Origin of the sequence: Apilactobacillus quenuiae, assembly GCF_002994005.1 — a bacterium.
Classification (GTDB): Bacteria; Bacillota; Bacilli; order Lactobacillales; family Lactobacillaceae; genus Apilactobacillus; species Apilactobacillus quenuiae.
Window position 1 is genome coordinate 24075 of record NZ_POSN01000007.1, and the last position, 25265, is coordinate 49339.

Sequence of the window (25265 nt, forward strand, 5' to 3'; positions counted from 1 at the left end):
TGCCCTGTATCATATGTTGATTCAGAGATTATCGATTAGTCGACTTAATTATATTAACATTAAAAAATAATTTCAGCAATAGCCAAAAAATTATTTTTCATCATTTATAATTTCAACTTCAGCTTTTAGTTGGGTTAACTTATCAACAATATTATCATAACCACGTAAAATATTATCAGCATTATTTATAATTGTAGTGCCATTAGCCATTAATCCAGCAATCATTTCTGAAGCACCTGCTCTAATTTCCCCAGCAGAAATCGTGGCGCCATTTAAATCATCAGTATGACTAACAATAATACTTCCATTACCATCATTGTAACGAATCTTAGCTCCCATTTTGCTTAATTCGCTAATATGTTTAGTTCGCTTGGGGTAAATAGTATCAATAATGGTACTATCACCATTAGCTTTCAATAAAAGCGGTGTGATTGGTTGCTGTAAATCAGTAGCAAATCCTGGATAAGGCATCGTTTTAATTTCAATACTATTAAGTTTATGGCTTTTAGGGACATAAATACTATCTTCATTAATTTTTAAGTCAATTCCCATTTCCAATAATTTAGCAATAAATGATTCCAAATGTTCTGGAATTACATTGTGAATATTAATGCCATCACCATAAGCTGAAGCCATCGCTAGGTAAGTGCCTGCTTCAATACGATCAGGAATAATAATATGGGTATTTTTAGCAAACAGTTTTGAAACACCCTCAATTCTGATTACATCAGTACCAGCGCCTCTAATTTTAGCTCCCATATTATTCAAAAAAGTCACAATATCAATAATTTCTGGTTCTTTAGCTGCATTTCTAATAACAGTGTGTCCATTTGCTTTGACAGCTGCTAAGATTGCGTTAATAGTAGCTCCAACGGATACAACATCCAAAAAGATTGATGCCCCATGTAAACCTTTTTCACCAGTTGTGATAATGACTTTATCTTTATCATTAACCACTTTAGCTCCCATTGCTTTGAAAGCTTTAATATGTTGATCAATCGGTCTGGGGCCAATATTATCTCCACCTGGGAAAGTCACTTTAGCCCTTCCAAAACGACCTAATAGTGCACCCATGAAGTAATATGAAGCTCTTAGACTTTTAATTGCTTTACTAGGTAAAGCATTCTCTATTATATTAGTTGGATCAACATTTAAAATGCCATCGGCAAAATCTGATTTAACATTCATAGATTCCAAAATAACCATTAGATTATGCACATCCAATATATTGGGAACCATATCAAATTGTACTGGTGTATCAGCTAAAATAGCAGCAGGAATTAAAGCTACTGTACTATTTTTAGCACCACCAATAGTTACATCACCAGATAATCGATGTCCACCTCTTATTATCATTTTATTCATTATTTAAATTCCTCACTTACGTTTCACTTAATTTAGTGAACAGTACATTAACAATCATAAATAATAACATAAAAAAAAACAATACTTTATGGCAAATTATGCGTATATTTAATTAAAAGTTAATAAAAAAGAACTAAATAATAATTTAGTCCTTTTTTCAATAAGCTATTTGTTTTTTATGTCGTGTTCTTCACCGGCAGCTTTAACAAATGATTTAAATAAACCTTCTGGCTTAGTTGGTCTAGACAAGAATTCTGGATGATATTGCGCAGCAACAAAGAATTTATTTTCTGGAATTTCAATAACTTCAACTAAATGATTATCAGGTGAAGTACCAGAAATAACTAATCCATTATCTTCCATTTCTTTTCTATATGCATTGTTATATTCATATCGATGACGGTGACGTTCTGAAATTTCTTTTTTATTATCATAAGCCGCAGCTGTTTTAGTACCAGGAACTAACTTACATGGATAAGCACCTAAACGTTGAGTCCCCCCCATACCATCAATATCACTTTGATCGGCCATCAAGTCAATAATCTTATGTGGTGTATCTTGATCAATTTCAGTGGTATTAGCATCTTTATATCCTAAAACATCGCGAGCAAACTCAATACTTGCAATTTGCATACCTAAACAAATACCAAAGTAAGGAACATCATTTTCTCTAGCGTATTTAACAGCAGTAATCATTCCTTCAATCCCACGATCACCAAATCCACCAGGAACTAAAATACCATCAGCATCGCTTAATAAATCTTTTACGTTATCTTCGTTAACTTTTTCTGAATTTAACATTTTTAGATTAATTTTAGCATCTAATGGGTAACCAGCATGCTTTAATGACTCAGTAATTGAAATATAAGCATCCTTTAACTTAACATATTTACCAACTAAAGTGATGTTAATTTCTTTACTTAAGTTTTGTACTTTATTTTCAAGTTGTTTCCATGCAGTCATATCAGCAGCTGGTGCTTTTACGCCAAAATGATCTAACACTTGTTGATCCATATTTTGAGCTTGTAACATTAATGGAATAGTGTATAGAGTTGGTGCATCCTTTGATTCAACAACTGCTTCTGGCTTAACGTCACAGAATAAAGCAATTTTTCTCTTCATTTCATCAGTAACATCTTGTTCAGTTCTGACAACTAATAAATTAGGTTGAATACCTAAGCCACGTAATTCTTTAACACTATGTTGGGTTGGCTTAGTTTTCATTTCACCTGCAGCACGCAAGTAAGGAATCAAAGTAGTATGAATGTAAAATACATTATCATCGCCTACTTCAGCCTTCATTTGACGAATTGCTTCCAAGAATGGTAATGATTCAATATCCCCAACAGTACCACCAATTTCAGTGATAACAATATCAGCATCAGAAACTTTAGCAGCACGCATAATTTTTTCTTTAATCATTCCAGTAATATGAGGAATAACTTGAACAGTAGCCCCTAAGTAATCTCCACGACGTTCTTTACGTAAAACTTCTGAATAAATTTTACCAGTAGTTACGTTTGAGTACTTGTTCAAATCATTATCAATAAATCGTTCATAATGTCCAAGGTCAAGGTCAGTTTCTGTACCATCATTAGTAACAAAAACTTCACCATGTTGGTAAGGACTCATAGTACCTGGGTCGACATTAATGTATGGATCAAATTTTTGAATTGTGACATTTAATCCACGGTTTTTTAATAAACGGCCTAGTGATGCAGAAACAATTCCTTTTCCTAGTGAAGAAACAACTCCACCAGTAACAAAAACATATTTAGTCATGTGTATATAACTCCTCATAAAATCTATTAGGGTAAAAACGTAAAAACTCCCTATTCACGAGAATAGGGAGTTATTGATTACTTTAATCGATCAATTGTCCTTACAAACACCTTTGTAAGGAGCCCAAAAATAATAATACATGGTTATATATCTTTAGTCAAGATAATATATAAATAAAATTATTTTAATTAATCTTTAGAATCATCATCGTCGTCATCATGTAACTCTGACAATTCGCCTTCGATACCATCTGGAATATCGTCGTCCTTGGTATCATTTTCTTCATCAATGTCATCTAAGTCTTTATGATATTTATCGGTTTCGTCAGTGCCTTCATCGGCATCTTCAAATTCGTCGTCTTGATCTTCTGGATCATCGTCATCATAATCAATAACGTCATCATCATCAGAAGCATCAGCAAGGAAAGCATTAACTTTACGACGTTTTTTATTTCTAGGACGATCAATATCTTCATCTTCTGGATGAACAGTAGCTTCATCGATTGATTCATATGGATACCATGTTCTTAATCCCCAAAGATTATCACCTAAAGAAATAAAACTACCATCAACGTTCATATCTGTATAGAATTGAACTAATCGTTTACGAATTTCTTCATCAGAATCACCCAAATATTTTTGGATTTCGTTTGCGATATCAGCAAAGGCCATAACATCACCATGTTCAGCTAAAATAGCATGAGCGACTTCTACCATTGATAATTCTTTCTTGTCTTTACCTTCTAAGGCTTCTAGTTTCAAATCGGTGCACGTCCTTTCAAAATACTAAATAATATAATACTCGTTTAAGCGGAAAAATGCAATTCCATTTTGTACTCACCAATCATCATATTTCCAGACATTAGTTCATATTCAATATCTAAATCACCAGCTTGTGGAGCCTCTTGGTAATTATATAATAAATCCTTAGTGTTAACTGAAAGTTTAATCGGTCCATATGGAGTTTGGTAGATGGTATCATGCTTTTCATTTTCAGCGAAAATCAGTCTTGAATGGTGCCCCATATTATCCTGTCTAGTCAATTGAACATGGTCATCACTAATCTTAATAGTTACTGAAGCCACCTTTTCTTCCTTTTGGGTTTCTTTAAAACGTAAATATGTTTTATCATTAACATTCACCAAAGTACCTAACTCACGAAAAGTAAATTTTTCACTTTCATCATCTTGTTTAATATAGGTAGTTAAATCTACAACTACACTTTCACTATTATCGGTCATATATATTTTCACTCCCTTGCATTATAAATTCTTACATTAATTATATATGGTGTGTACGTTAAATGCATTAATTTAATAAGGATATTTTTAATTGTCCATTAATATTATTTGTTATAATGGTTATTAACGATATATTTTTATAAGGGGGGACAATCATTGAAGTTTACAGATAAAATGTTACCACGAGAAAAAGTTTTTCGTGACCCTGTTCATGATTACATTTATGTACAACATCAAGTAATCCTAGATTTAATCAACACTAAGGAAATGCAAAGGCTAAGAAGAGTTAAGCAATTAGGTGCTTCATCATTCACATTTCACGGTGCTGAGCACTCTAGATTTACTCATAGTCTAGGCGTTTATGAAATCACTCGTAGAATTTGTGATTTATTTTTAAGAAACTATCCTACTAAAGAGCCCGGAGATGGACTTTGGGATGATTCCGAAAGATTAGTAGCTTTATGTGCAGCCTTATTACATGATATTGGACATGGTGCATATTCACATACTTTTGAACATATTTTCCATACTAATCATGAAATGATCACACAAGAAATTATCACTTCGCCTAAAACGGAAGTAAATGCAGTATTACGCAAGGTAGATCCAGACTTCCCAAAACAAGTAGCTGCTGTAATTAATCATACTTACAAAAATTCTCAAGTTGTTCAAATGATTTCTAGTCAATGTGATGCTGATCGTATGGACTATTTATTAAGGGATGCATATAATACAGGGGCAAGTTATGGTAATTTTGATTTAACTAGAATCTTACGAGTAATGCGTCCATATCGTGGTGGTATTTGCTTTGATATCTCTGGAATGCATGCCGTTGAAGACTATATTATCAGTCGTCTTCAAATGTACATGCAAGTTTATTTTCATCCGGTGTCTCGTTCAATGGAAGTTATTTTAAGTCATTTATTGAAGCGGGCAAAAGAATTAGCTGATAAAATGCCTACTAATGATAGTTCGACTCCATATTTATTAATGCCATTTTTTCAAAATAATTTTGATATTGATGATTACTTAAAACTAGACGATGGCGTATTAAACACATATTTTATTCATTGGGTGGATTCAAAAGACAGTATTCTTTCAGATTTGGCTGATCGTTTTATTAATCGTCGCCCTCTTAAATCTGCAGAATTTAACGATGAAACTAAAAAATTAATTCCTAAATTACAAGAGTTAATTAAACAAGTTGGTTTTGCTCCTGAATACTATACAGATACTAACAATAGTTTTGATTTACCATATGATGCTTATGATCCCAAAAAGAAACATCATGCCACCCAAATTGAACTTCGTCGTCCCGACGGAACAATGGTTGAATTATCGAAAGTATCAAGATTAGTAAGTGCAGTAACCGGTAAACAACTCGGTGATGAACGATTCTTTTTCCCTAAAGAGATGCTTAATTCTGAAAACAATATTGAAATCTTTCAACCAATATACGAAAAATTTCAAAAGCACATCAAAAATAATCAATTAGTCTAATTATTTGGAGGTAATATTATGCAAGATATTCAATTAATCGCTATCGATATTGATGGAACGTTATTAAACGAAGAAAATAACTTAGCACAAGAAACTATTGATGCTATTACAGAAGCTAGAAAACAAGGTATTAAAGTCGTTTTATGTACTGGTCGCCCATTGACTGGCGTCAAAACATATCTAAAAGCATTAAATATTTCAGGTCACGATGAATATGCTATTACTTTTAATGGTTCACAAGTTCAAGATGCTGATGGCAATATTATTGAAAAAGAAAACATTACTCATGAAGAATTTCTAGAAATAGAAAAATTAAGTAATAAATTGAATACTAATTTTCAAGTTGAAACTGCCGATTATATTTATGCTACTAATCGAGATTTAAGTCCTTTTTCAATTGCAGAAAGCTATTTAGTTAAAATGCCAATTAAAGTTCGTGAGCCAAAAGAAATCGATAAAAATATTGAAATAGTTAAAGCAATGTTAATTGCTAATCCTGATGTAATAGATAAAGCTTTTACAGAACTACCAAAGGATTTGTTTAATCGTTTTTCTGTTGTTAAGAGTACCCCTGTTTTTATTGAATTTATGAATAAAAAATCATCAAAAGGAAACGCTCTTGATAGCTTAGCTAAAGACCTAAACCTAACAGCTGACAATGTAATGGCTATTGGTGATCAAAACAACGATATGACTATGATAAAATATGCTGGAACTGGTGTTGCCATGGGTAATGCTGTAGATGAATTAAAAAAAATTGCTAATAAGGTTACTAAAACTAACAAAGAAAATGGCGTTGCATATGCCATTCGTAATTTTGCTTTAAAGAACAAATAATAATTAAATAAAAATGTCCACCAACGCTTATAAGTGTTGGTGGACATTTTTTATTATAAAGTAATTGTAATTGCGATTAAAATCCATATAATACCGATTATTAAAAATAATTTAGAAAAATCATTAATTACTATGGATTCATTCTTTTTACGGCCAATTTCTTTAGCTGGAATTTTTTCATTTTCAAAACGTTCATTATCATCCTTACGATGAAAAATACGCCAACCAGTAAATAGATGCCCCTTAGCAAGTATCATAATCGCTCCAACTACAATTAGTAATAATCCTAAGAGAAAAAAGATATTACTAATTACAATAACTTGTATATTAAACATATAAATTATCAAGCCGAAAATTATACTCACAACAGAAACAATTAAACCAAGATCTTTTTTATTCATTATTTGTCATCAGTTCTAAAACGATTACTAAATAATGGACTAACGGCACGATCTTCATTAATACGTTTAATTGCATCTCCAATTAATGGTGCAACTGAAATTTGTTCAATTTTATCAATTTGTTTTTCTTTTGGTAAACGAATTGTGTCAGTAACTACTAATTTTTTAATTGGTGACTTTTCAATGCGATCAATTGCTGGACCAGATAATACTGGATGAGTACAACAAGCATAAACTTCTTTAGCGCCAGCTTCCATTAAAGCTTGAGCTCCTAAAGTGATTGTACCAGCAGTATCAATCATATCATCAACCATTAGACATGATTTACCTTTGACATCACCAATAATATTCATAATCTCAGCAACATTTGCTTGTGGACGGCGCTTATCAATAATAGAAATTGGTGACTTCAAGAATTCTGCCAATGCACGAGCACGAACTACTCCACCATGATCAGGAGAAACTACAACTGCATCAGAATTCCATCCATGATTCATAAAATGGTCAGCCAATAGTGGTGCACCCATTAAATGATCGACTGGGACATCAAAGAAACCTTGAATTTGAGCAGCATGCAAGTCCAACGCTACTACTCGATTAATTCCAGCAGTTTCTAACATGTTAGCGACTAATTTAGCAGTAATTGGTTCTCTTGAACGAGCCTTACGATCTTGTCTTGCATAACCATAGTAAGGAATTACAACATTGATAGTTTTTGCACTAGCACGTCTTAATGCATCAATCATAATCATCAATTCCATTAAATTATCATTTACTGGAGCAGATGTAGATTGAATGATGTAACAGTTATCTCCACGGATACTTTCTTCAATGTTAATTTTGATTTCTCCATCACTAAATCTATCCACAGATGTTTTACCCAAATCTACTCCAACACGATCAGCAATTTTTTCAGCCAATGGGATGTTTGAATTTAATGCAAAAATCTTTAATTTAGGATCAGAATATTTTTCAGCCATAAAGTTCCTCCACCTAACAATAAAATATTATTCGTCAATTCAATATAAATCATTCAACATTATTTTACACTAAAACCATACTTTTTTCACTTAAAAGTTATAGGAATTATAAACAAACGTTTTAATTATCCGTTATATGGTAATTTTTTATAATAACCTGGCTTGTTAGTCTGACGTTGTCTAGCAATGGCCATATCATATTGTTTAACATCATCAGTAATTGTAGAACCTGCCGCAATAAATGAATGATCATCAATGTTTACAGGAGCAATCAAATTAGCGTTACTACCAATAAACGATGCATCTCCAACATTAGTTTCATGCTTATTTTTACCATCATAATTAGCAAAAATAACACCACAACCAACATTAATATTCTTACCTAGATGTGCATTCCCAACATAAGTTAAGTGTCCAACCTTAGTCCCTTCATCAATTTGAGCTTTTTTAACTTCAACAAAGTTGCCAAGATGAACATTTTTACCAATAATTGCATGTGGTCTTAAATGACTGTAAGGACCAATATCAGATCCTTCCATCATTTCAGATTCTTGAAGGTAAGATGAAGTTATTGTAACACCATCGTGAATCACACAATCATGGATTTCTGAATTAGCACCAATTTTACAATTTTGACCGATTTTAGTGTTCCCATGAATTTTTACACCCGGTTCAATAATTGTATCTTGACCAATTTTAACGTCAAAATCGATATAAGTATTATCAGGATTAATCATTGATACACCATTAGCCATGTGTGCTTCATTTATACGTTTTTGCATAACTTGATTGGCATTAGACAAAGCAATGCGATCGTTTACCCCCATAGATTCATTAAAATCATCCATTTGATATGCACCAATTTTTTTATCTTGTTCTTGAAAAATACCAATGACATCTGGTAAATAATATTCACCTTGAGCATTGTTATTATTCACTTGACTTAAAGCATTAAATAATTCCTTATTATCAAAAACATAGACACCAGTATTAATTTCGTCAATTTTCTTTTCAGCTTCACTAGCATCTTTTTGCTCAACGATTTTATTAACATTACCTTCTGAATCACGAATAACTCTGCCATAGCCAAAAGGATTAGGCGCTTTAGAAGTTAAAACTGTAGCAACAGCATTGCTTTCTTCATGATAATCAAATAACTTTTTAAAAGTATCAGCCTTAAATAAGGGTGTATCACCACTAACTACCATAGTGGACCCTTCTAAGTTGCCTAAGATTGGTGCAGTCTTTTTAACAGCATCACCAGTCCCTAATTGTTTTTCTTGTAGAACATATTGACTTCTTTTTCCTAGTTGTTCTTCAACTGATTCAGCCCCATAGCCAACTACAGTTACAACATTATCCATATTAATTTGTTCAACTTGAGTTAATACACAGTCCACCATTGTTCTACCACAAACTTTATGTAAAACTTTGTACAACTCAGATTTCATACGGGTACCCTTACCCGCAGCTAAAATGATTGTATTTCTAGTGTTCATGCTAATTTCCCTTCTTACTAAAATTATCAAATGGTTCCCAATTAAAATTACCTTGTGAAACCTTTATATTATCGCTATTTGTATCAATTTTGAATAAAGAAGTATATTGATCGTTACTAATTTTACGTTCACCATCATAATCTCTTTCAGCAACGAAAGAAATTCCAGCAACTTTGCTATCAAACTCATTGATTAAACTGCAAAGACCAGCTGCAGATCCTCCACCACGTAGAAAATCATCCACAATTAAAACATTGGAATTAGCAGGTAAACTTCTTTTAGAAAGTACCATTTTTTCAATCCGACGTTGCGAACCAGATACATAATTAACACTGATGGTAGATCCATCAGTAATCCTAGAATCATGTCTAGCAATAATAAATGGCACATTCAATAAAGTTGCCACACTTTGTGCAATTGGAATTCCTTTAGTAGCAACTGTTAATACTGCATCGATTTTTTTATTCTTATACATTGTAGCAATCAATCTACCAATTTGTCTTAAGATTGATGGACGGTTTAATAGATCATTCATATAAACATATCCACCCGGTAACATTCTTGTATTATCATCTAAAAATGATTGGAGTTCTTCAATAAAACGAACAGCTTCATCTTTTTCAATACTTGGGATATATTTACTTCCACCCGCGGCTCCTGGAATTGTTTCCAAAAGTCCAGTTCCGCTTTCTTGGAAGGTTTTTCTTAATATTGTTAAATCTTCACTAATTGATGATTTTGCAGATTCATATCTATGTGCAAAAAATGTTAAAGGAACCACTGTGTTAGGGTTTTCCATTAAAAATCTAGTCATATCAACTAGTCTAGTACTACGTTTGGCTTTCATTTTTTCACCTCGTAAAAGTAAAAACTACAAGTAAATTTTATCATAATGTTCGGATTTAAGACACAACTTTGTTATTTTTAATTATAAATCACTGAAAAATAATTTTTTTACATAGACTTTACAATATATACTTCTGAACAAAAACCACGAATACTATTGAAAATATGTTTAGCGTGTCTTTCATTTTTACATAATCCAAAAACACTAGGACCAGTGCCACTCATCTGGGCATTATCAGCACCATACTTAATTAATTTTGACTTTATTTTAAAAATATCTTGATATTTTTTAGAAGAGATTGGCTCTAAAACATTTCCCATATTCTGTACAATCTGTTCATATTTTTGAGATTGCATTGCCCTAATTAAATCATCAATATTAACATGTTGTAAATTATCATAATTAATATTATTTAAAATCTCAGGAGTAGAAACACTAATTCTAGGCTTTACTAATACAAAATACATATTTGGTAATTTGGGCATTAATCTGATAACTTCACCCTTCCCAGTTACTTGCGCAGTTTTACTATAAATACAATATGGAACATCAGAATCTAAATTTAATCCAATAATTGCCATTTCTTTAAATGATAAATTTAAATGCCAAATTCTATTCAATCCTCGAATAACGGCTGCAGCGTCAGAAGACCCACCACCTAATCCGGCAGCAACTGGAATATTTTTCTTAATATTAATTGTAATATTTTCTTTAATACCAAATTTATTTTTCATTAACAAAGCTGCTTGATATGCTAAATTTCTTTGATCATGAGGGAGAAAAGCCTGACTTGAATTAACATGAATACTGTCACCCTGAGTAGTGATGATTTCTACATAGTCAGATAAATCAATTGAGGTCATTATCATATTCCATTCAGGACTACCATCTTTATGTCGATATAAAGTATCTAAGCCTAAATTAAGCTTGGCTTTTGCTTTTTCTACAATTTTCAAGCATTACACCTCGTTTCACATCATTTATTTATTTAACATTATACTAAAATAAAATATAAAAGTCAGTGAAACTTTTTTGTAAGCAATTATGTAAATAAAAAAGCTAATATCAAATATTAGCTTTTTTTATACTTCTTCTGTTTTATTGTCATCTTCAAAGTCCACTTCAATATTTTTAGTTAAAATATCAGTATAACTATAAGATACTCGTTTTAAATTCTCATCTTTTTCTAAATCAACAATAAAAACTGCTGGGAAAATTTCTGATAATTTTCCGTGACGTTTTAGTGTTTTATTTCTTCCTACTTGAACGGTCACCATAACCTTTTGGCCAAGACGATCTTCCAACTCACTTTTGATTGTGTTCAAATTTGTTGGCATAATCATTCACCTCACTTTAATGATTATACCACACAAAATAAATAATTTCAAATTATATCACAATCGTTAGAAAATGGCAATTGTTTTATATCATTTTTCTATCATGAAATTCATTAGCCATTTCAACATATTGATTTACCGAAATTTTTTCAGGACGAATCCCAGAATTAATATTTAATTTATCTAAGACTAATTGAACTTGCTCTTTAACAACTGGTTTCTTTCCAAATAGTCCTTGCATATTATTCCAAAATGTTTTGCGACGATGAGCAAAGCATCCCCTTACAAAACTAGAAAATGCTTTAACATCAAAAACTTCATTTTCAATTGATTCTTTTTTAGTTAAAGTAACGATTGCAGAATCAACATTTGGTGCTGGAATGAACGATTTGCGTGGAACCTCAAATGCAATTTTAACATCGTTCATATACTGAATAATTACTGATAAGGAACCATAATCACGGCTACCAGGATTAGCAACCAACCTTTGAGCTACTTCTTTTTGCATCATTACTGTAATGTTATCGAATTCAGCATTTCCCTTTAATAAGTCTAATATAATGGGGGTAGTAATATAATAAGGTAAATTAGCAACAACTTTAATCGGACGTTCATTATTAAAATAGTCTTTAATAATTTTAGGTAAATTAGCCTGCAAGATATCTTCATTAATAATTTTTACATTATCATAAGGTGATAGTGTATCATCTAAAACTGGTAATAAATTTTGGTCAATTTCAAAGGCTAAAACTCTTTTTGAATTTCTTGCTAAGTATTCAGTTAAGCCACCAATTCCGGGACCAATTTCAATGACATTATCTTCATCACTTAAATTAGCGGCCTTCACGATATTACTTAAAACATTTAAATCAGTTAAAAAATTTTGTCCTAAACTTTTCTTAGCTGATAAATGATAACGATTTAAAATAGCTTGGGTTCTTGCTGGACTAGCAATATCTGGATTATTTGTCATAGTTACTCCTTTAATTTCTTAACTGCATTTAAAAATTGTTCTTTAGAAATAGAAAACATTGCTAAACGTTTGGGTAATTGTTTTCCATTTACATATCCAATTTGTAAAATATTGCAGAATTTAGTTCTTCTAATTTTAGCTTGATCATCATTAATCAAACGAGCTCCTTCTAAATCATCATGACTAATAGCATCAATATGATTTTCTACATCAGAGGTATAAACATTTTTTAGTGCTTCTTTAATTGTAATAACACTAGCATGCTCAACACCTAATGAACCATCACTTTTAGTTGGTACAGATTTTTTACGGTCTACAAAAGCATGCTTAGCATTAGGAACGGCTTTTGAAACGATTCGACGAATGCGCTCACCAGAAAAGTCAGGATCAGTAAAAATGATAATCCCTCTTTTTTGAGCTACTTTTTTAATCAACGCTAAAGTAGCATCATCAATTGCAGAACCTCTGGTTTCAATCGTATCAGCATTCACTGCTCGCTTAATTCTCTTGGTATCATCTTTACCTTCAACCACAATTACTTCTTTAATTTTTTCCATTAGTTATCCAATCCAAAAATTCTCATAGTGTTATTATAAGTAACATCTGCTATTTTATCAGGCGTAGTGTCTCTAAAACGAGCCACTGCCTCTACTGTATATAATGTATATGCTGGTTCATTTTGATGACCACGCAATGGTTCTGGTGCTAAATAAGGAGCATCAGTTTCCACTAGCATTCTATCGATTGGAGTTTGTCTAACCGCATCATGTACCTCATGTGTCTTTTTAAAACTTGCAACTCCAGAATATGAAACGTACATTCCTAGATCAATAAATTTCTTCAACCATTCCGGATCACCATTAAAGCTATGAATAATTCCGTTATGAGCATTTTCTTCACTTAAAATTTTATAAGTATCTTCAAAAGCTTCACGATTATGAACAGAAATAGGCATCTTCATAGCTTTAGCTAGTCTAATTTGCCGTCTAAAAACATGAAATTGACATTTTTTAGGTGCTACTGATTGAAAATAATCCAAACCAATCTCACCTAGCGCAACAACCTTGTCATCTTTTAATTGTTCTTTTAAAATCGCTTCTTGTTCATCGTCATAATTTAATGAATCTTCTGGATGCCAACCAACAATTGCATATAAATTATCGTATTTATGGGCTAATTCAATTGCCTCTTTGTTCATTTTAGCGTTTGAACCAACAATTGCCATTTTATCAACGCCTAATCGATGAGCATGTTCAATATAAGCATCCACATTATCACGAAATGCATCATCATTTAAATGTGTATGCGAATCAAAAATCTTCATATATTAATTACACTCCATTTCACTAAAATAGCCATTAATTCAATTCAGAATTAATGGCTATTATTCAATTATATAGTTATTAAATAACCATTATTCTAAGGTTGAACCATTTTCAAATTGATTTCCAACGGTTACCAATTCAACATTACCATCTTTATGTTCAACTGATAGCAACATTCCTTGACTTAATTCGCCACGCATTTTTCTAGGCTTCAAGTTTGAAACAATGATTACTTTTTTACCAACTAATTTATCAAATTCAGGATACCATTTGGCAATACCTGAAAGAATTTGGGTAGCTTCTTCCTTACCAGCATCCAAAGTAAACTTAAGCAACTTGTCTGCACCTTTAACTTTAACTACCGATTTAACTTGAGCTACTTTTAATTCAACTTTTTCAAAGGCATCAAAACGAATTTCTTTTTTATCATTAGCTTCTAGCGGTTTATCTGTATCAAAATTAGCTTGTGCTTTTTGCTTAGCTTCTTCTTTTACAGCACGTCCCTTTTTCTTATCAGACTTAGTCATTTGACCTTTAATAAATGCAACTTCTTCTTCCTTATCTAAACGTGGAAAAATTGGAGTTCCTTTAGCAACAACTTTGTGTCCAGTCCCTAAATCTGAAAGTTTAGAATCCTTTAAATCTAAGTTTTGATCATCCAATCCTAACTGAGCAAAAATTTGTTTTGGTGCATTAGTCATAATTGGACTAATTAATAATGCAATCAAACGTAAACTAGCAGCCAAATGTGCCATAACAGCTGATAATTGTTCAGCATCACTTTCGTTTTGATTCTTAGCTAAAATCCAAGGTGTTGTTTGATCGATATATTTATTAGTTTGCGAAACCAACTTCCAAATAGCTGATAATGCATCAGAAAAATGAGCACTGTTCATTTTTTCTTTGTATTCAGCAATTACACTAGTTGCAATAGATTCTAATTCTTTATCAGCAGGTGTCACTTCTGATTGATATTCTGGAATTACACCATCTTCATATTTATTAATCATTGAAACAGTACGATTTAATAAATTGCCTAAATCGTTAGCTAAATCATAATTAATACGATCAATAAAGTCTTCTGGAGTAAAGATACCATCATTACCAAATGGAACTGCCTTTAATAAGTAATATCGAACTGCATCTAGACCATATTTTTCACATAATGTTTCTGGATAAATAACATTACCCTTTGATTTAGACATTTTACCATCTTTCATAGTTAGCCAACCATGACCAATAATATGTTTTGGTAGTGGTAAGCCAAGTGCATGTAAAATAATTGGCCAATAAATTGTATGGAAACGAACAATTTCCTTACCTACCATTTGAATATCTGCAGGCCAGAATTTATTAAATAATGATTCATCATCACTACCATATCCTAAAGCAGTAATGTAATTACTTAACGCATCAATCCATACATAAATAACATGCTTAGGATCTGATTTAACAGGTACTCCCCATTTAAAAGAAGTTCTAGAAACCGCTAAATCTTCCAAACCAGGTTTAATAAAATTATTAATCATTTCATTCATTCGCGATTCAGGTTGAATAAAATCTGGATGATCTTTATAGTATTGAACTAACCAATCAGCATATTTACTCATCTTAAAGAAATATGATTGTTCATGGACCATTTGAACTTCATGTCCTGAAGGAGCTTTTCCACCAGTTACATTACCCTGGTCATCTTTATAGACTTCTGCTAATTGAGATTCAGTAAAGAATTCTTCATCTGATACTGAATACCAACCTTTATATTCACCAAGATAAATGTCACCTTGGTCTAACAATCTTTGAAAAATTTTTTGTACAGCTTTTTCATGATCTTCGTCAGTCGTACGAATAAATTTATCATTTGTGATATCTAAAGTCTTCCAAAGTTGTTTAATTTGTTTAGCCATTTTATCCACGTAAGCTTGTGGACTCATGTCTAATTCTTCAGCTTTTTCTTCAATTTTCAAACCATGCTCATCAGTCCCTGTTAAGAAAAAGACATCGTATCCTTCAGAACGTTTATAACGTGCTAATGCATCACATGCAATAGTTGTATATGAATTACCAATGTGTAGACGTCCAGATGGATAATAAATTGGAGTTGTAACATAAAATGTATTGTTATCAGCCATTCAAATCATCCTTTCAACCTGTATTTATATAATATTATTAATAAGTATATCATATTTAATTATGCAAAAATATTCCTCATTAGAATAAATCTAACTGTTTAGGTGCTAAATTTTTAAAATGTAAATGCAATAGTTTTTTTAATTTTAAAGCATTGGGAGCAGCATCTTTACCTGAATTATTATTAAAAATAATACATACCTCATCAACTTTTTGTTCAAGACCTTTAATACTGTCAGCAAAAGATTTAAGTTCAGAATCATTATAACGATAAAGTGTCCTTTGAATGCGCCAATCTTTTCCTTGATGAAACCAACCATCTTCATTGCGTCCATGTAACCTTAAAAAGGCTAATTTCTTATTAGTAATAACAGGTTTAAATTCAATTCCATTATTTAAGTTATGTGGTTCATCTACAATTGCTAAAGTCATATTAAATCGCTTCAAATATTGAACTACTGATTCATAAATCCCATCTTCAGTCCAACCAGGATTTCTGAATTCTACTGTAAGTGGCATTTCTTTGCCTAACAATTGTCGAATTTTAATTAAATACCTAATATTGTCATTGTTTCTCTGAAAATAAGGTGGAAATTGAAATAGTATTGTCTTTAATTGACCAGCCTCTAATAATGGTTGAATGGCTGTCTTAAAGTTAGCAAATGCTTGTAATCTTTGTTCATCATTTGCCGGCATTAATGATTTTAAATCATGTTTTGTCATTAACTTATTCGCTTTGATTACAAATTGAAAATCTTTAGGAACTTGATGCTGCCATTGCTTCACTGTTGTTAAACGTGGAATTCCATAAAATGGATTATCAACTTCAACCGTAGGAAAATATCCTGTATACTCATTTAATTTAACTTTACGTTGTTCATCATCAATTAAAACCGGATGATCAGACCAAGTTGTTAAACCAATCGTTATCATAAAATCATCCCACTCTTAAACATTTAATTCACTAAAGAACTTAGTAGCATCTGCTTTGATCATCTTAAATGGAAAACTAAAATTAAGTTCTTCTTGATTAATTGCCAAAACTTGTGCTTTTGGATTACGATAATCCAATAATCCAGCAAACGGATAGACACGCATTGAAGTCCCGACAATTACAACTAAATCAGCTTTTTCCATTAGGTTCACACTATTCATAATGTTTTCTTGATTTAAACCTTCATCATATAAAACAATTCCTGGTCTTAAAATTCCACCACAATTTTTATGAATTGGACTTTGCATATATTCATGCCAATCAACTGATTGATGACACTTTTGACAATAAACATTGTACAGATTACCGTGAAATTCAATTAGGTTTTTAGCATCTGCTTTTTGATACAAATCATCGACATTTTGTGTGACAATTGATGCACGATTTTGACGAGTTAGTTCTGCTTGTTTTTCATGGATTGCATTAGGTTTGGCATCCGGATAATACATATTTTCTTTTACAAAAGTATAAAAGGTATCTGGTTCATTATTTAAACAAGCATGGCTTAAATAGTATTCAGCTGGTTTGCCAGTTGTATCAGTTGTGTATAAACCATTTTTAGAACGATAGTCAGGTATTCCTGATGCTGTTGAAACTCCAGCTCCTGTTAAGAATACAATATGTTTTGCATTATCAAATAATGATTGAATTTCTTCATCCATTATAAAAAGCCTCCCAAAATTATTTTCTAATGATGTATGGCATCTTTAATTCTTTAAATAAATCTTTAACTTTTAGTGAATATAACTTTTTGAAATATGCAGGACTGTCATCCATTCCTGTTGGTGCTGGTACAACAAATGAGTTTTGATCATCACTCTTGTTAAAACCAACATATGCACGACGATTAGTATTACTTTCATGCATTTCTGAATGAAAGATTTCAAACATTTGTTGAACATTCAAGTTTAATTGACGTTCTGAAACTACACTGGAAATCGTAGCATATTCAGTATTATGCAATGCAGGCAATCCCCACTCTATTAATTGTTTATCAAATGATTTAAATAATTTCACAACATTACGACGTAAACCAAATGGTGAATCAGTAGGTTTTTCAGTAATGATTTCATAAATTTTGTCAGCTGCTTTTAAAGCCACCGGATAATCTTTTTCTAAAGTAGCACGAACTTTCTTATCAAAAGAATCACCATAAAATACGTGTGCGTCAATAAGTGTTAATAAACGTAATTCCATTGAATTATCTAGTTCATCTGATTCAGGTTCAATTGTATTTTGAATTCCCTTTAAGTACATTGATTCAATATCATCATTAATTAAATGATGTTTACGTTGTTCTGAAACTACTACGAAATGTGAAACAATATCAAAAAGTTCGGTCCCCATTACTTGTAATTGTTCATCAATTTTTTCATTACCTGTTGATAATGAGAAAAATAGTTGTGGAAAACCACGTAAAGTCATTAATAAATGAATTAATTCATGTGAAGCAGTGTAATCAGGAGCAGATAAGTCAGAGATTTGTACAAAAAGATTTTTACCATCTTGTACTACTTGTGCTTGATCATGACGAACATATCCCGACTGTAATTGGCCGATAAACTGCACTTCAATTTTACCTGGGAAATATTTATTTACTACATTAATTAGTCCTTGTGTTTCTTTATTTAATTGAATATCCATTTTATTTTCACCTTCGTTATTATTTTCTTAAGTTTTTAATGATTGATTGGGCATCTTTAAGATTAGGATTGACCATCTGACGCAGATTTTCTACAACATAAGATATATCTGCATCGTCAGCTCCTGCACTCATTGCTAAAGATTTTAGTTGTAAATTCATATGGCCTTTTTGAATACCTTCAGTAACTAGAGCTTTTAAAGCAGCTAAATTTTGAGATAATCCAACAGCTGCAGCCATTTGCATTAAGTCTTTTTTAGAATTAACTTTTGCAATTTTTTGGTTGATTTTGACTTTTGGTAAAACTTTAGTGGCTCCACCAACAAAGCCCAGCGACAATGGAATCGTCATTTCACCAAATAGAGCATTATCTTCGATTTTAAAATTACTTAATCCTTGATAATGTCCATTACGACTAGCATAGGCATGCACACCACTTTCAACAGCACGCCAATCATTGCCAAGCGCCATAACAAAAGCATCAATTCCATTCATAATTCCTTTATTATGAGTAGCTGCTCGATAAGGATCAATCTGTGCAATATATGATGCTTCAACAATTTTTTTAGCAACTCTTTCACCAGAAATGTCATTTTTACCTAACTGAGCAAATGAAACACTTCCAGTCACTTTTACCAAACTATCAATTGAGTAATTAGATAAAATGCTCATTAAAACATTTTCATTATGACTAGTCCTAATAAAACTTGCTAAAGCTTCTAACATCGAATTCATAATGTTAGCACCCATAGCTTCTGCAACGTCAACGAATAAATCTAACGAGCAGTAGTTATTATCTAATTTTCGAACTTTAATTTTTTTAGCGCCACCACCATGTTCAATGATTGAACTATGAGCATTATTAGCCACTTTTAAAAGCTCATCATAATGAGTATTTACATATCCATAAAGTAAATTAACACTGTCTGTTTTAATAATAATTTGGCCTGTTAAATTATGGCTTATCACCTTTGTATGCAAGCCGTTACTTTTACTAAACATTCGTGCACCATTACTAGCAGCAGCAATGACTGAAGGCTCTTCAGTTACCATAGGGACAACTTTAGACATCCCATCAATTATAAAATTAACTGCAATTCCTTCTGGTAAAGAATAGTCTGTAATATAATTTTCAATTAAATTGTTATTTTTTTGATTTTTACTAGCTGAAAATTCATTAACTTCTTGATTATTTAAACCAGAAAAATCAGAAATGATATTTAATCTTTCATCATAGTCTTTATGATAAAAATGCTTAAAAGTGCCCAAAACAAACACCTCTCATATTTTTAATTCTATATTATACAATGATAACATTTATTAAAAGATTAATAATTAAAAAGGTTTTTAACCTTTAATTTAAGATTAAAAACCAAAATTAATACTTTCTATAGTGTTTATTAATGTATTCGTTAATAATCCCTTCTCTGACACCACCATCTGAAAACACAACTCTTCTAGAATCTAGTTCATCTAAAAGGGTTATTAATGGTAATAATCCACCTAGAATTATATCTGCACGATCTTTTTCTAAACCATTCACATTTTTTCGATCAGATAAGTTTTTACGTAATAGCATCTCATAAGTTCCTAAAATACGATGTTGATTCAAATGATAGCCATTTAAATAATCAATATTATGAAAATGCTGGTGATTACGATTAATACGAGCCAAAGTTCTAGCAGCACCACCAAGTAAAACAATTTGATAATGGTCGGCTTTATTCAACCATGGAACTCGATGGAAAACATTTTTTAAAAAACGTTGCGCATTGAATAAATCAGCACCATTAACATAATTTTTTAAGTTAAAGCGCTCGGAAATATTAACAGAGCCAACTGGAATACTGATTAAATCACGTCTCTTTCGACCACGAACTCTAACTAATTCAATACTAGCCCCACCAATATCCATAATCACATAATCATTCATTTTAACTCGATTAATAACACCTAGATAATCATAGTATGCTTCTTCGCGTCCTGATAGTACACGAACATTTAAGCCAACTTTTTTACGTACTTTTTTTAAAAATGACTTCTGATTTTTAGCTTGGCGAACAGCTGCCGTTGCAATCGTAATAACCGTTGGATTAGGAACACTACTATAAATTTGTTTAAAAGATTTAAGAGAATCTATTGTCCGATTAATTGCTGTAGGAGTTAAATACTTTTCAGGTCCCATTCCTTCTGATAAACGGCTACTACTTTTGCAACGTCTTACTTCTGTGCAAAAACCATCTAAATCAATTTTATAGATGGCCATTCTTGATGAATTAGAACCAATATCTACAATTACTAAATTTTTCATTCCAATCCACCTTAATCAAAAGTATCTAAAAACTGATTATTTAAAATAATTGATACCAATAGCATCTCTTACTTCATCCAAGGTCTTACTAGCAACTTTATTAGCTTTCTCACTACCTGCTTTTAAGATGTCATAAACTGCTTGAGGATCTTTAGCATACATTTCTCGACGTTCTCTAATTGGTTGCAATTCAGCTTGTAATACTTCATTCAAATAACGTTTAATTTTGACATCGCCTAAACCACCATGAGAATATTGATCTTTTAAATCTTGCACCTTTTGTTTATCATCGGCAAAAATGTCTAGATAAGTAAACACCGTATTTCCTTCAACTTTGCCAGGATCTTCAACATGAATATGATTTGGATCAGTGTACATAGACATAACTTTCTTTTTAATAGTATTAGCATCATCTGATAGATAAATGCAGTTATTTAATGATTTACTCATCTTAGCGTTACCATCCAAGCCAGGAATACGTCCCATTCCCTTAGGTGGAAAATATCCTTCAGGCTCTACTAAAATATCTTTACCATAAATATTATTAACACTTCTAACGATTTCTCTCGTTTGTTCCAACATTGGTTCTTGATCTTCACCAACTGGAATTGTATCAGCTTTAAATGCAGTGATATCGGCAGCTTGACTAACTGGGTAAATAAAGAATCCAGCAGGTACACTTTCACCAAACTTCTTTTGTTGAATTTCATTCTTAACAGTTGGGTTGCGTTTTAATCTATTTACAGATACCAAATTTAAGTAATGCATTGTTAATTCATTCAAAGCTGGTATTTGTGATTGAACTAAGATAGTCGATTTCTTAGGATCAATTCCAACTGCCAAGTAATCTAATGCTACTTGTAATAATGAATGTCTGATTTTTTCTGGATCACGAGCATTATCAGTTAATGCCTGCATATCAGCAATCATAATGTTTGTGTCATATTTACCAGAATTCTGTAATTCCACACGATTCTTTAATGAACCTACATAGTGTCCAATATGCAATTTACCAGTTGGACGGTCACCAGTTAAAATTACTTTTTTCTTTGTCAAATTTATCATCCTTTCAAAAAAGGCATCCCATTGTTAAATAAACAATAGGACGCCTTCACGCGGTACCACCTAATTTGCAAAATGCCTCTCTGCGATAAGGGTGCATACCCATTTTCAATCCAATTCGCTTTCCCGATCAATCTCAGCAAAATGATGACCTCTCTGTAGTTGGTTAGCTAATATCTCTTATAATCATTTATATTTTACTGGATTTAATAGTATCTGTCAAAGTTGCTATCCATTGACATTTTAGCTAAATCTCATTAAAATTGTCTAGCATATTTGAACGAATTGCATTATAAAATTGAGGGGGACTATAATGGACGCTCAAGATTTAAAAGATGAACAAAAACGTGTTAACTATGTAGTAGAAAAATTAGGTCATCGTTTAGAACAAACACAAATGGAATATGATCAAGCACATAGTGAAACTAAAAGAGTTCAACAAAACTATGGTAACAATACTTCTGTTAACTATTTTGAAGTAGATGATCGTATCGAAACATCCGCTGATTTACAACAGCAAAGAGGCTTAGTTAATAATGTTATTCAAAATGAAGCAATTATCAAAAACCAATTACAAACTTATAAAAGACTATCAAATTCACCTTACTTTGGTCGAATCGATATCTTAGATGATGGTGAAAAAGAAAATGAAAAATTATATATTGGAACTGCATCTTTTGTTGATGATAATGATAATTTCTTAGTTTATGATTGGCGTGCTCCTATTTCTAGTATTTATTATAATGGAACTTTAGGTAAAGTTAATTATTCAACGCCTGCCGGTAAACAAAGTACTGATTTAGTAAAAAAGCGTCAATTTCAAATTAAAAATGGCCATATAGATAATATGTTTGATACTAATGAGACTGTTGGCGATGAAATGCTACAAAGTGCATTAGGTGGCCAAAATGATGAGACTATGCAAAATATTGTTGCAACTATTCAAAGTGAACAAAATGACATTATTAGAGATACTAATAGTGACTTATTAGTGGTACAAGGTGTTGCTGGTTCTGGTAAAACTTCTGCAATTTTACAAAGAATTGCTTTTTTACTATATCATAGTAGAAGTTCACTAGAAGCTGATCAAATTATTTTGTTTTCCCCTAATCGATTATTTTCACACTATATTTCTGATGTTTTACCTAGTTTGGGTGAACGTAATATGCGCCAAGTAACCCTTAAAGAATTTATTGATAATCGATTTGAAGGACTAAAAGTTCAAGGTTTATTTGACAGATATGAAAATGAAGTTAATTTAGATGATAAGTCAGCAGCAATCAGGAATTTCAAAGAAAGTCATAAATATATGAAGCAAATTTATAATTATTCTGAAAACATCAATGCTAAAAATATGTTTTTCAATGATTTAATGCTAGATGGACAGGTTATTTTCGATAATGAAGTGATTGAAAATATTTATGATGAACAACCTAAACTAATGAAAGCTGCTGATAAGTTCTTGAATACTAAGAATCGATTAATCAAACTTTTGAAAAAAAGAATTGAACTTGAAGTATATAAACCATGGGTTGATGAGAAAATTGATCAACTTAATTCAGAACAATACCACGATTTTATTGATGGTCATGAATTGGGAAGCTTCCAAGATGAAGACGATGAAAGATACTTCATTGCTAAGCAAATTGTAACTGAACATTTTAGAAAAATGTATGATGCTATCTATAACGGAAACTTCTTTGATCCTTATGCCCAATATATGAATTTTATGAAACAAATCAATTTAGATAAAACTATTAATAAAAATGATTGGAAAAATAATATTGATAATTATGATAAGCAAATAGAGTTGCACAGACTTGATCTGGATAATGCAGCTCCAGTTCTATATCTTCGTGATCTATTAATGGGTGGCGGACAAAACCAAAAAATGCAATATTTATTTGTCGATGAGATGCAAGATTATTCAATTGCACAATTAATTTACATTAAACATGCTTTTCCTAGAACAAAAATTAATTTGATTGGCGATAGTGAACAAGCTCTATTCAAAGAAGTTGAATCCCCAGAAACACTACTAAATAAATTAAATGATGCTTTTGCAACTAAAAGATCAAGATTAATAACATTAAATCGCTCATATCGTTCTACCTATCAAATAACTAATTTTGCTAAATCATTATTGCCTAATGGTAATAAAATTGAAGCTTTTAATCGTCAAGGACCATCACCAGAAATTATTATCAGACATAGTTCAACAGATGGTATAGATTCATTAATTAAGAAGGCAAAAGAAGAATTAAAAACTGAGGGAACCGTTGCGGTTATTACTAAAAATTTAGTTGAAGCAAAAGAAGTTTATCAACATATAACTACAAAAATAGATTCAACCCTGCTTTCAGATACTGATCGTTCATTACCTAATGGTGTTGTAGTAATGCCGATATATTTGGCTAAAGGGTTAGAATTTGATTCAGTAATTGCTTGGAATATTTCTGCTGAAAACTACAGTTCTAATAAGTTAATCGGTACATTATATACAATTGCTACAAGATCAATGCATCATTTAGCATTAATAAGTATTGGAAGTGTATCTCCTATTATTAAAAATGCTAATCTACCAGTTAATGAATTAAATATTAATCATCAAATATAAAAGGTGTACTACTATTTTTTATAGTAGTACACCTTTATTTTTAAGCCGTTTCCGGGATTTGAACCCGGGACCTCTTCCTTACCATGGAAACGCTCTACCTTCTGAGCTAAAACGGCATGTATAATAAAAAGCCCTCGATAATTAAACCGAGGACTCTTTATTTAATATTAGCGCGGCAACTTCCTACCCTTGCAAGAGGCGATCCTCTAACTACTCTCGGCGTTTAGAAGCTTAACTGCTGTGTTCGGCATGGGAACAGGTGTATCCTTCTAGCTATCGCCACCACACTATTCTTTTAAAAGAACTTCGTTCTTTCAAAACTAGATATTATTATTCCTTTAGAGAACCACCTTACTTGGTTAAGTCCTCGACCAATTAGTACTAGTCTGCTCCATACATTGCTGCACTTCCACTTCTAGCCTA

General features: G+C 31.7%; 23 protein-coding genes, 1 tRNA gene and 1 rRNA gene. 3 read left to right on the top strand and 22 right to left on the bottom strand.

Going from position 1 to position 25265, the window contains the following annotated elements; translation table 11 throughout:
• Nucleotides 1-90: 90 nt before the first annotated feature.
• The 4 genes from C7N44_RS07770 to C7N44_RS07785 all read right to left on the bottom strand — a co-directional run bounded on the left by C7N44_RS07770 (nt 91) and on the right by C7N44_RS07785 (nt 4387).
• Nucleotides 91-1365, bottom strand: a complete 1275-nt coding sequence (locus C7N44_RS07770; protein ID WP_105957349.1) for a UDP-N-acetylglucosamine 1-carboxyvinyltransferase — start codon at nt 1363-1365, stop codon at nt 91-93.
• A 165-nt stretch (nt 1366-1530) separates the two neighbouring features.
• Nucleotides 1531-3147: a CTP synthase gene (locus C7N44_RS07775; RefSeq protein WP_105957350.1), complete on the bottom strand. Its 1617-nt coding sequence runs from the start codon at nt 3145-3147 to the stop codon at nt 1531-1533.
• 188 nt (nt 3148-3335) lie between these two features.
• Nucleotides 3336-3908 (bottom strand): DNA-directed RNA polymerase subunit delta, encoded by a 573-nt coding sequence (gene rpoE / locus C7N44_RS07780; RefSeq protein WP_105957351.1) that lies wholly within the window; start codon nt 3906-3908, stop codon nt 3336-3338.
• A 44-nt stretch (nt 3909-3952) separates the two neighbouring features.
• Nucleotides 3953-4387 carry a DUF1934 domain-containing protein gene (locus C7N44_RS07785; RefSeq protein WP_105957352.1) on the bottom strand — a complete coding sequence of 145 codons (435 nt, stop codon included), beginning with the start codon at nt 4385-4387 and terminating at the stop codon, nt 3953-3955.
• Nucleotides 4388-4543: 156 nt separating this feature from the next.
• Between C7N44_RS07785 and C7N44_RS07790 the strand changes: the two genes are divergently transcribed.
• Together C7N44_RS07790 and yidA are read left to right on the top strand one after the other, a co-directional pair.
• Nucleotides 4544-5887, top strand: coding sequence for an HD domain-containing protein (locus C7N44_RS07790; protein ID WP_318530509.1), 1344 nt, complete (start codon nt 4544-4546; stop codon nt 5885-5887).
• A gap of 18 nt (nt 5888-5905) precedes the next feature.
• Nucleotides 5906-6724 carry a sugar-phosphatase gene (gene yidA / locus C7N44_RS07795; protein WP_105957353.1) on the top strand — a complete coding sequence of 273 codons (819 nt, stop codon included), beginning with the start codon at nt 5906-5908 and terminating at the stop codon, nt 6722-6724.
• Nucleotides 6725-6777: 53 nt separating this feature from the next.
• On the opposite strand, the gene C7N44_RS07800 is transcribed toward yidA, so the two are convergent.
• The 16 genes from C7N44_RS07800 to trpS all read right to left on the bottom strand — a co-directional run bounded on the left by C7N44_RS07800 (nt 6778) and on the right by trpS (nt 22228).
• Nucleotides 6778-7125 (bottom strand): DUF3899 domain-containing protein, encoded by a 348-nt coding sequence (locus tag C7N44_RS07800; protein ID WP_105957354.1) that lies wholly within the window; start codon nt 7123-7125, stop codon nt 6778-6780.
• Complete coding sequence (locus tag C7N44_RS07805; RefSeq protein WP_105957355.1) at nt 7125-8105, bottom strand: ribose-phosphate diphosphokinase; 981 nt, start codon at nt 8103-8105, stop codon at nt 7125-7127. Before C7N44_RS07805 ends, C7N44_RS07800 begins: the two co-directional genes overlap by 1 nt.
• Nucleotides 8106-8230: 125 nt before the next feature.
• Entirely contained in the window at nt 8231-9604 is a 1374-nt protein-coding gene (gene glmU / locus C7N44_RS07810; protein ID WP_105957356.1) for a bifunctional UDP-N-acetylglucosamine diphosphorylase/glucosamine-1-phosphate N-acetyltransferase GlmU, read from the bottom strand.
• Between the two features lies 1 nt (nt 9605).
• Entirely contained in the window at nt 9606-10451 is an 846-nt protein-coding gene (purR, locus tag C7N44_RS07815; RefSeq protein WP_105957357.1) for a pur operon repressor, read from the bottom strand.
• Nucleotides 10452-10558: 107 nt separating this feature from the next.
• On the bottom strand, nt 10559-11407 hold the full coding sequence (ispE, locus tag C7N44_RS07820) for a 4-(cytidine 5'-diphospho)-2-C-methyl-D-erythritol kinase (protein ID WP_105957358.1): 849 nt from the start codon (nt 11405-11407) through the stop codon (nt 10559-10561).
• A gap of 126 nt (nt 11408-11533) precedes the next feature.
• On the bottom strand, nt 11534-11788 hold the full coding sequence (locus C7N44_RS07825; protein WP_105957359.1) for a Veg family protein: 255 nt from the start codon (nt 11786-11788) through the stop codon (nt 11534-11536).
• Nucleotides 11789-11873: 85 nt separating this feature from the next.
• A complete protein-coding gene (rsmA, locus tag C7N44_RS07830; RefSeq protein ID WP_105957360.1) occupies nt 11874-12761 on the bottom strand; it encodes a 16S rRNA (adenine(1518)-N(6)/adenine(1519)-N(6))-dimethyltransferase RsmA in 888 nt (295 codons plus the stop codon).
• A 2-nt stretch (nt 12762-12763) separates the two neighbouring features.
• Complete coding sequence (rnmV, locus tag C7N44_RS07835) at nt 12764-13318, bottom strand: ribonuclease M5 (RefSeq protein ID WP_105957361.1); 555 nt, start codon at nt 13316-13318, stop codon at nt 12764-12766.
• A complete protein-coding gene (locus tag C7N44_RS07840) occupies nt 13318-14085 on the bottom strand; it encodes a TatD family hydrolase (RefSeq protein ID WP_105957362.1) in 768 nt (255 codons plus the stop codon). The genes rnmV and C7N44_RS07840 overlap by 1 nt, the downstream gene beginning before the upstream one ends.
• Before the next feature lie 90 nt (nt 14086-14175).
• Nucleotides 14176-16218 (bottom strand): methionine--tRNA ligase, encoded by a 2043-nt coding sequence (gene metG, locus C7N44_RS07845; RefSeq protein WP_105957363.1) that lies wholly within the window; start codon nt 16216-16218, stop codon nt 14176-14178.
• 79 nt (nt 16219-16297) lie between these two features.
• Nucleotides 16298-17149 (bottom strand): DUF72 domain-containing protein, encoded by an 852-nt coding sequence (locus C7N44_RS07850; protein WP_105957364.1) that lies wholly within the window; start codon nt 17147-17149, stop codon nt 16298-16300.
• Between the two features lie 15 nt (nt 17150-17164).
• A complete protein-coding gene (locus tag C7N44_RS07855; RefSeq protein WP_105957365.1) occupies nt 17165-17875 on the bottom strand; it encodes an NAD-dependent protein deacylase in 711 nt (236 codons plus the stop codon).
• A 16-nt stretch (nt 17876-17891) separates the two neighbouring features.
• Complete coding sequence (locus C7N44_RS07860; protein ID WP_105957366.1) at nt 17892-18854, bottom strand: IpaB/EvcA family protein; 963 nt, start codon at nt 18852-18854, stop codon at nt 17892-17894.
• Between the two features lie 19 nt (nt 18855-18873).
• A complete protein-coding gene (locus C7N44_RS07865) occupies nt 18874-20121 on the bottom strand; it encodes a hydroxymethylglutaryl-CoA reductase, degradative (protein WP_105957367.1) in 1248 nt (415 codons plus the stop codon).
• A 109-nt stretch (nt 20122-20230) separates the two neighbouring features.
• On the bottom strand, nt 20231-21163 hold the full coding sequence (locus tag C7N44_RS07870; protein WP_105957368.1) for a Ppx/GppA family phosphatase: 933 nt from the start codon (nt 21161-21163) through the stop codon (nt 20231-20233).
• 36 nt (nt 21164-21199) lie between these two features.
• Entirely contained in the window at nt 21200-22228 is a 1029-nt protein-coding gene (gene trpS / locus C7N44_RS07875; protein ID WP_449657868.1) for a tryptophan--tRNA ligase, read from the bottom strand.
• A 310-nt stretch (nt 22229-22538) separates the two neighbouring features.
• Between trpS and helD the strand changes: the two genes are divergently transcribed.
• Entirely contained in the window at nt 22539-24842 is a 2304-nt protein-coding gene (gene helD / locus C7N44_RS07880; RefSeq protein ID WP_105957370.1) for an RNA polymerase recycling motor HelD, read from the top strand.
• A 43-nt stretch (nt 24843-24885) separates the two neighbouring features.
• Here the strand turns inward: helD and C7N44_RS07885 are convergent.
• A tRNA-Thr gene (locus C7N44_RS07885) sits at nt 24886-24958 on the bottom strand.
• A gap of 54 nt (nt 24959-25012) precedes the next feature.
• A 5S ribosomal RNA gene (gene rrf / locus C7N44_RS07890) occupies nt 25013-25129 on the bottom strand.
• Between the last annotated feature and the right edge of the window lie 136 nt (nt 25130-25265).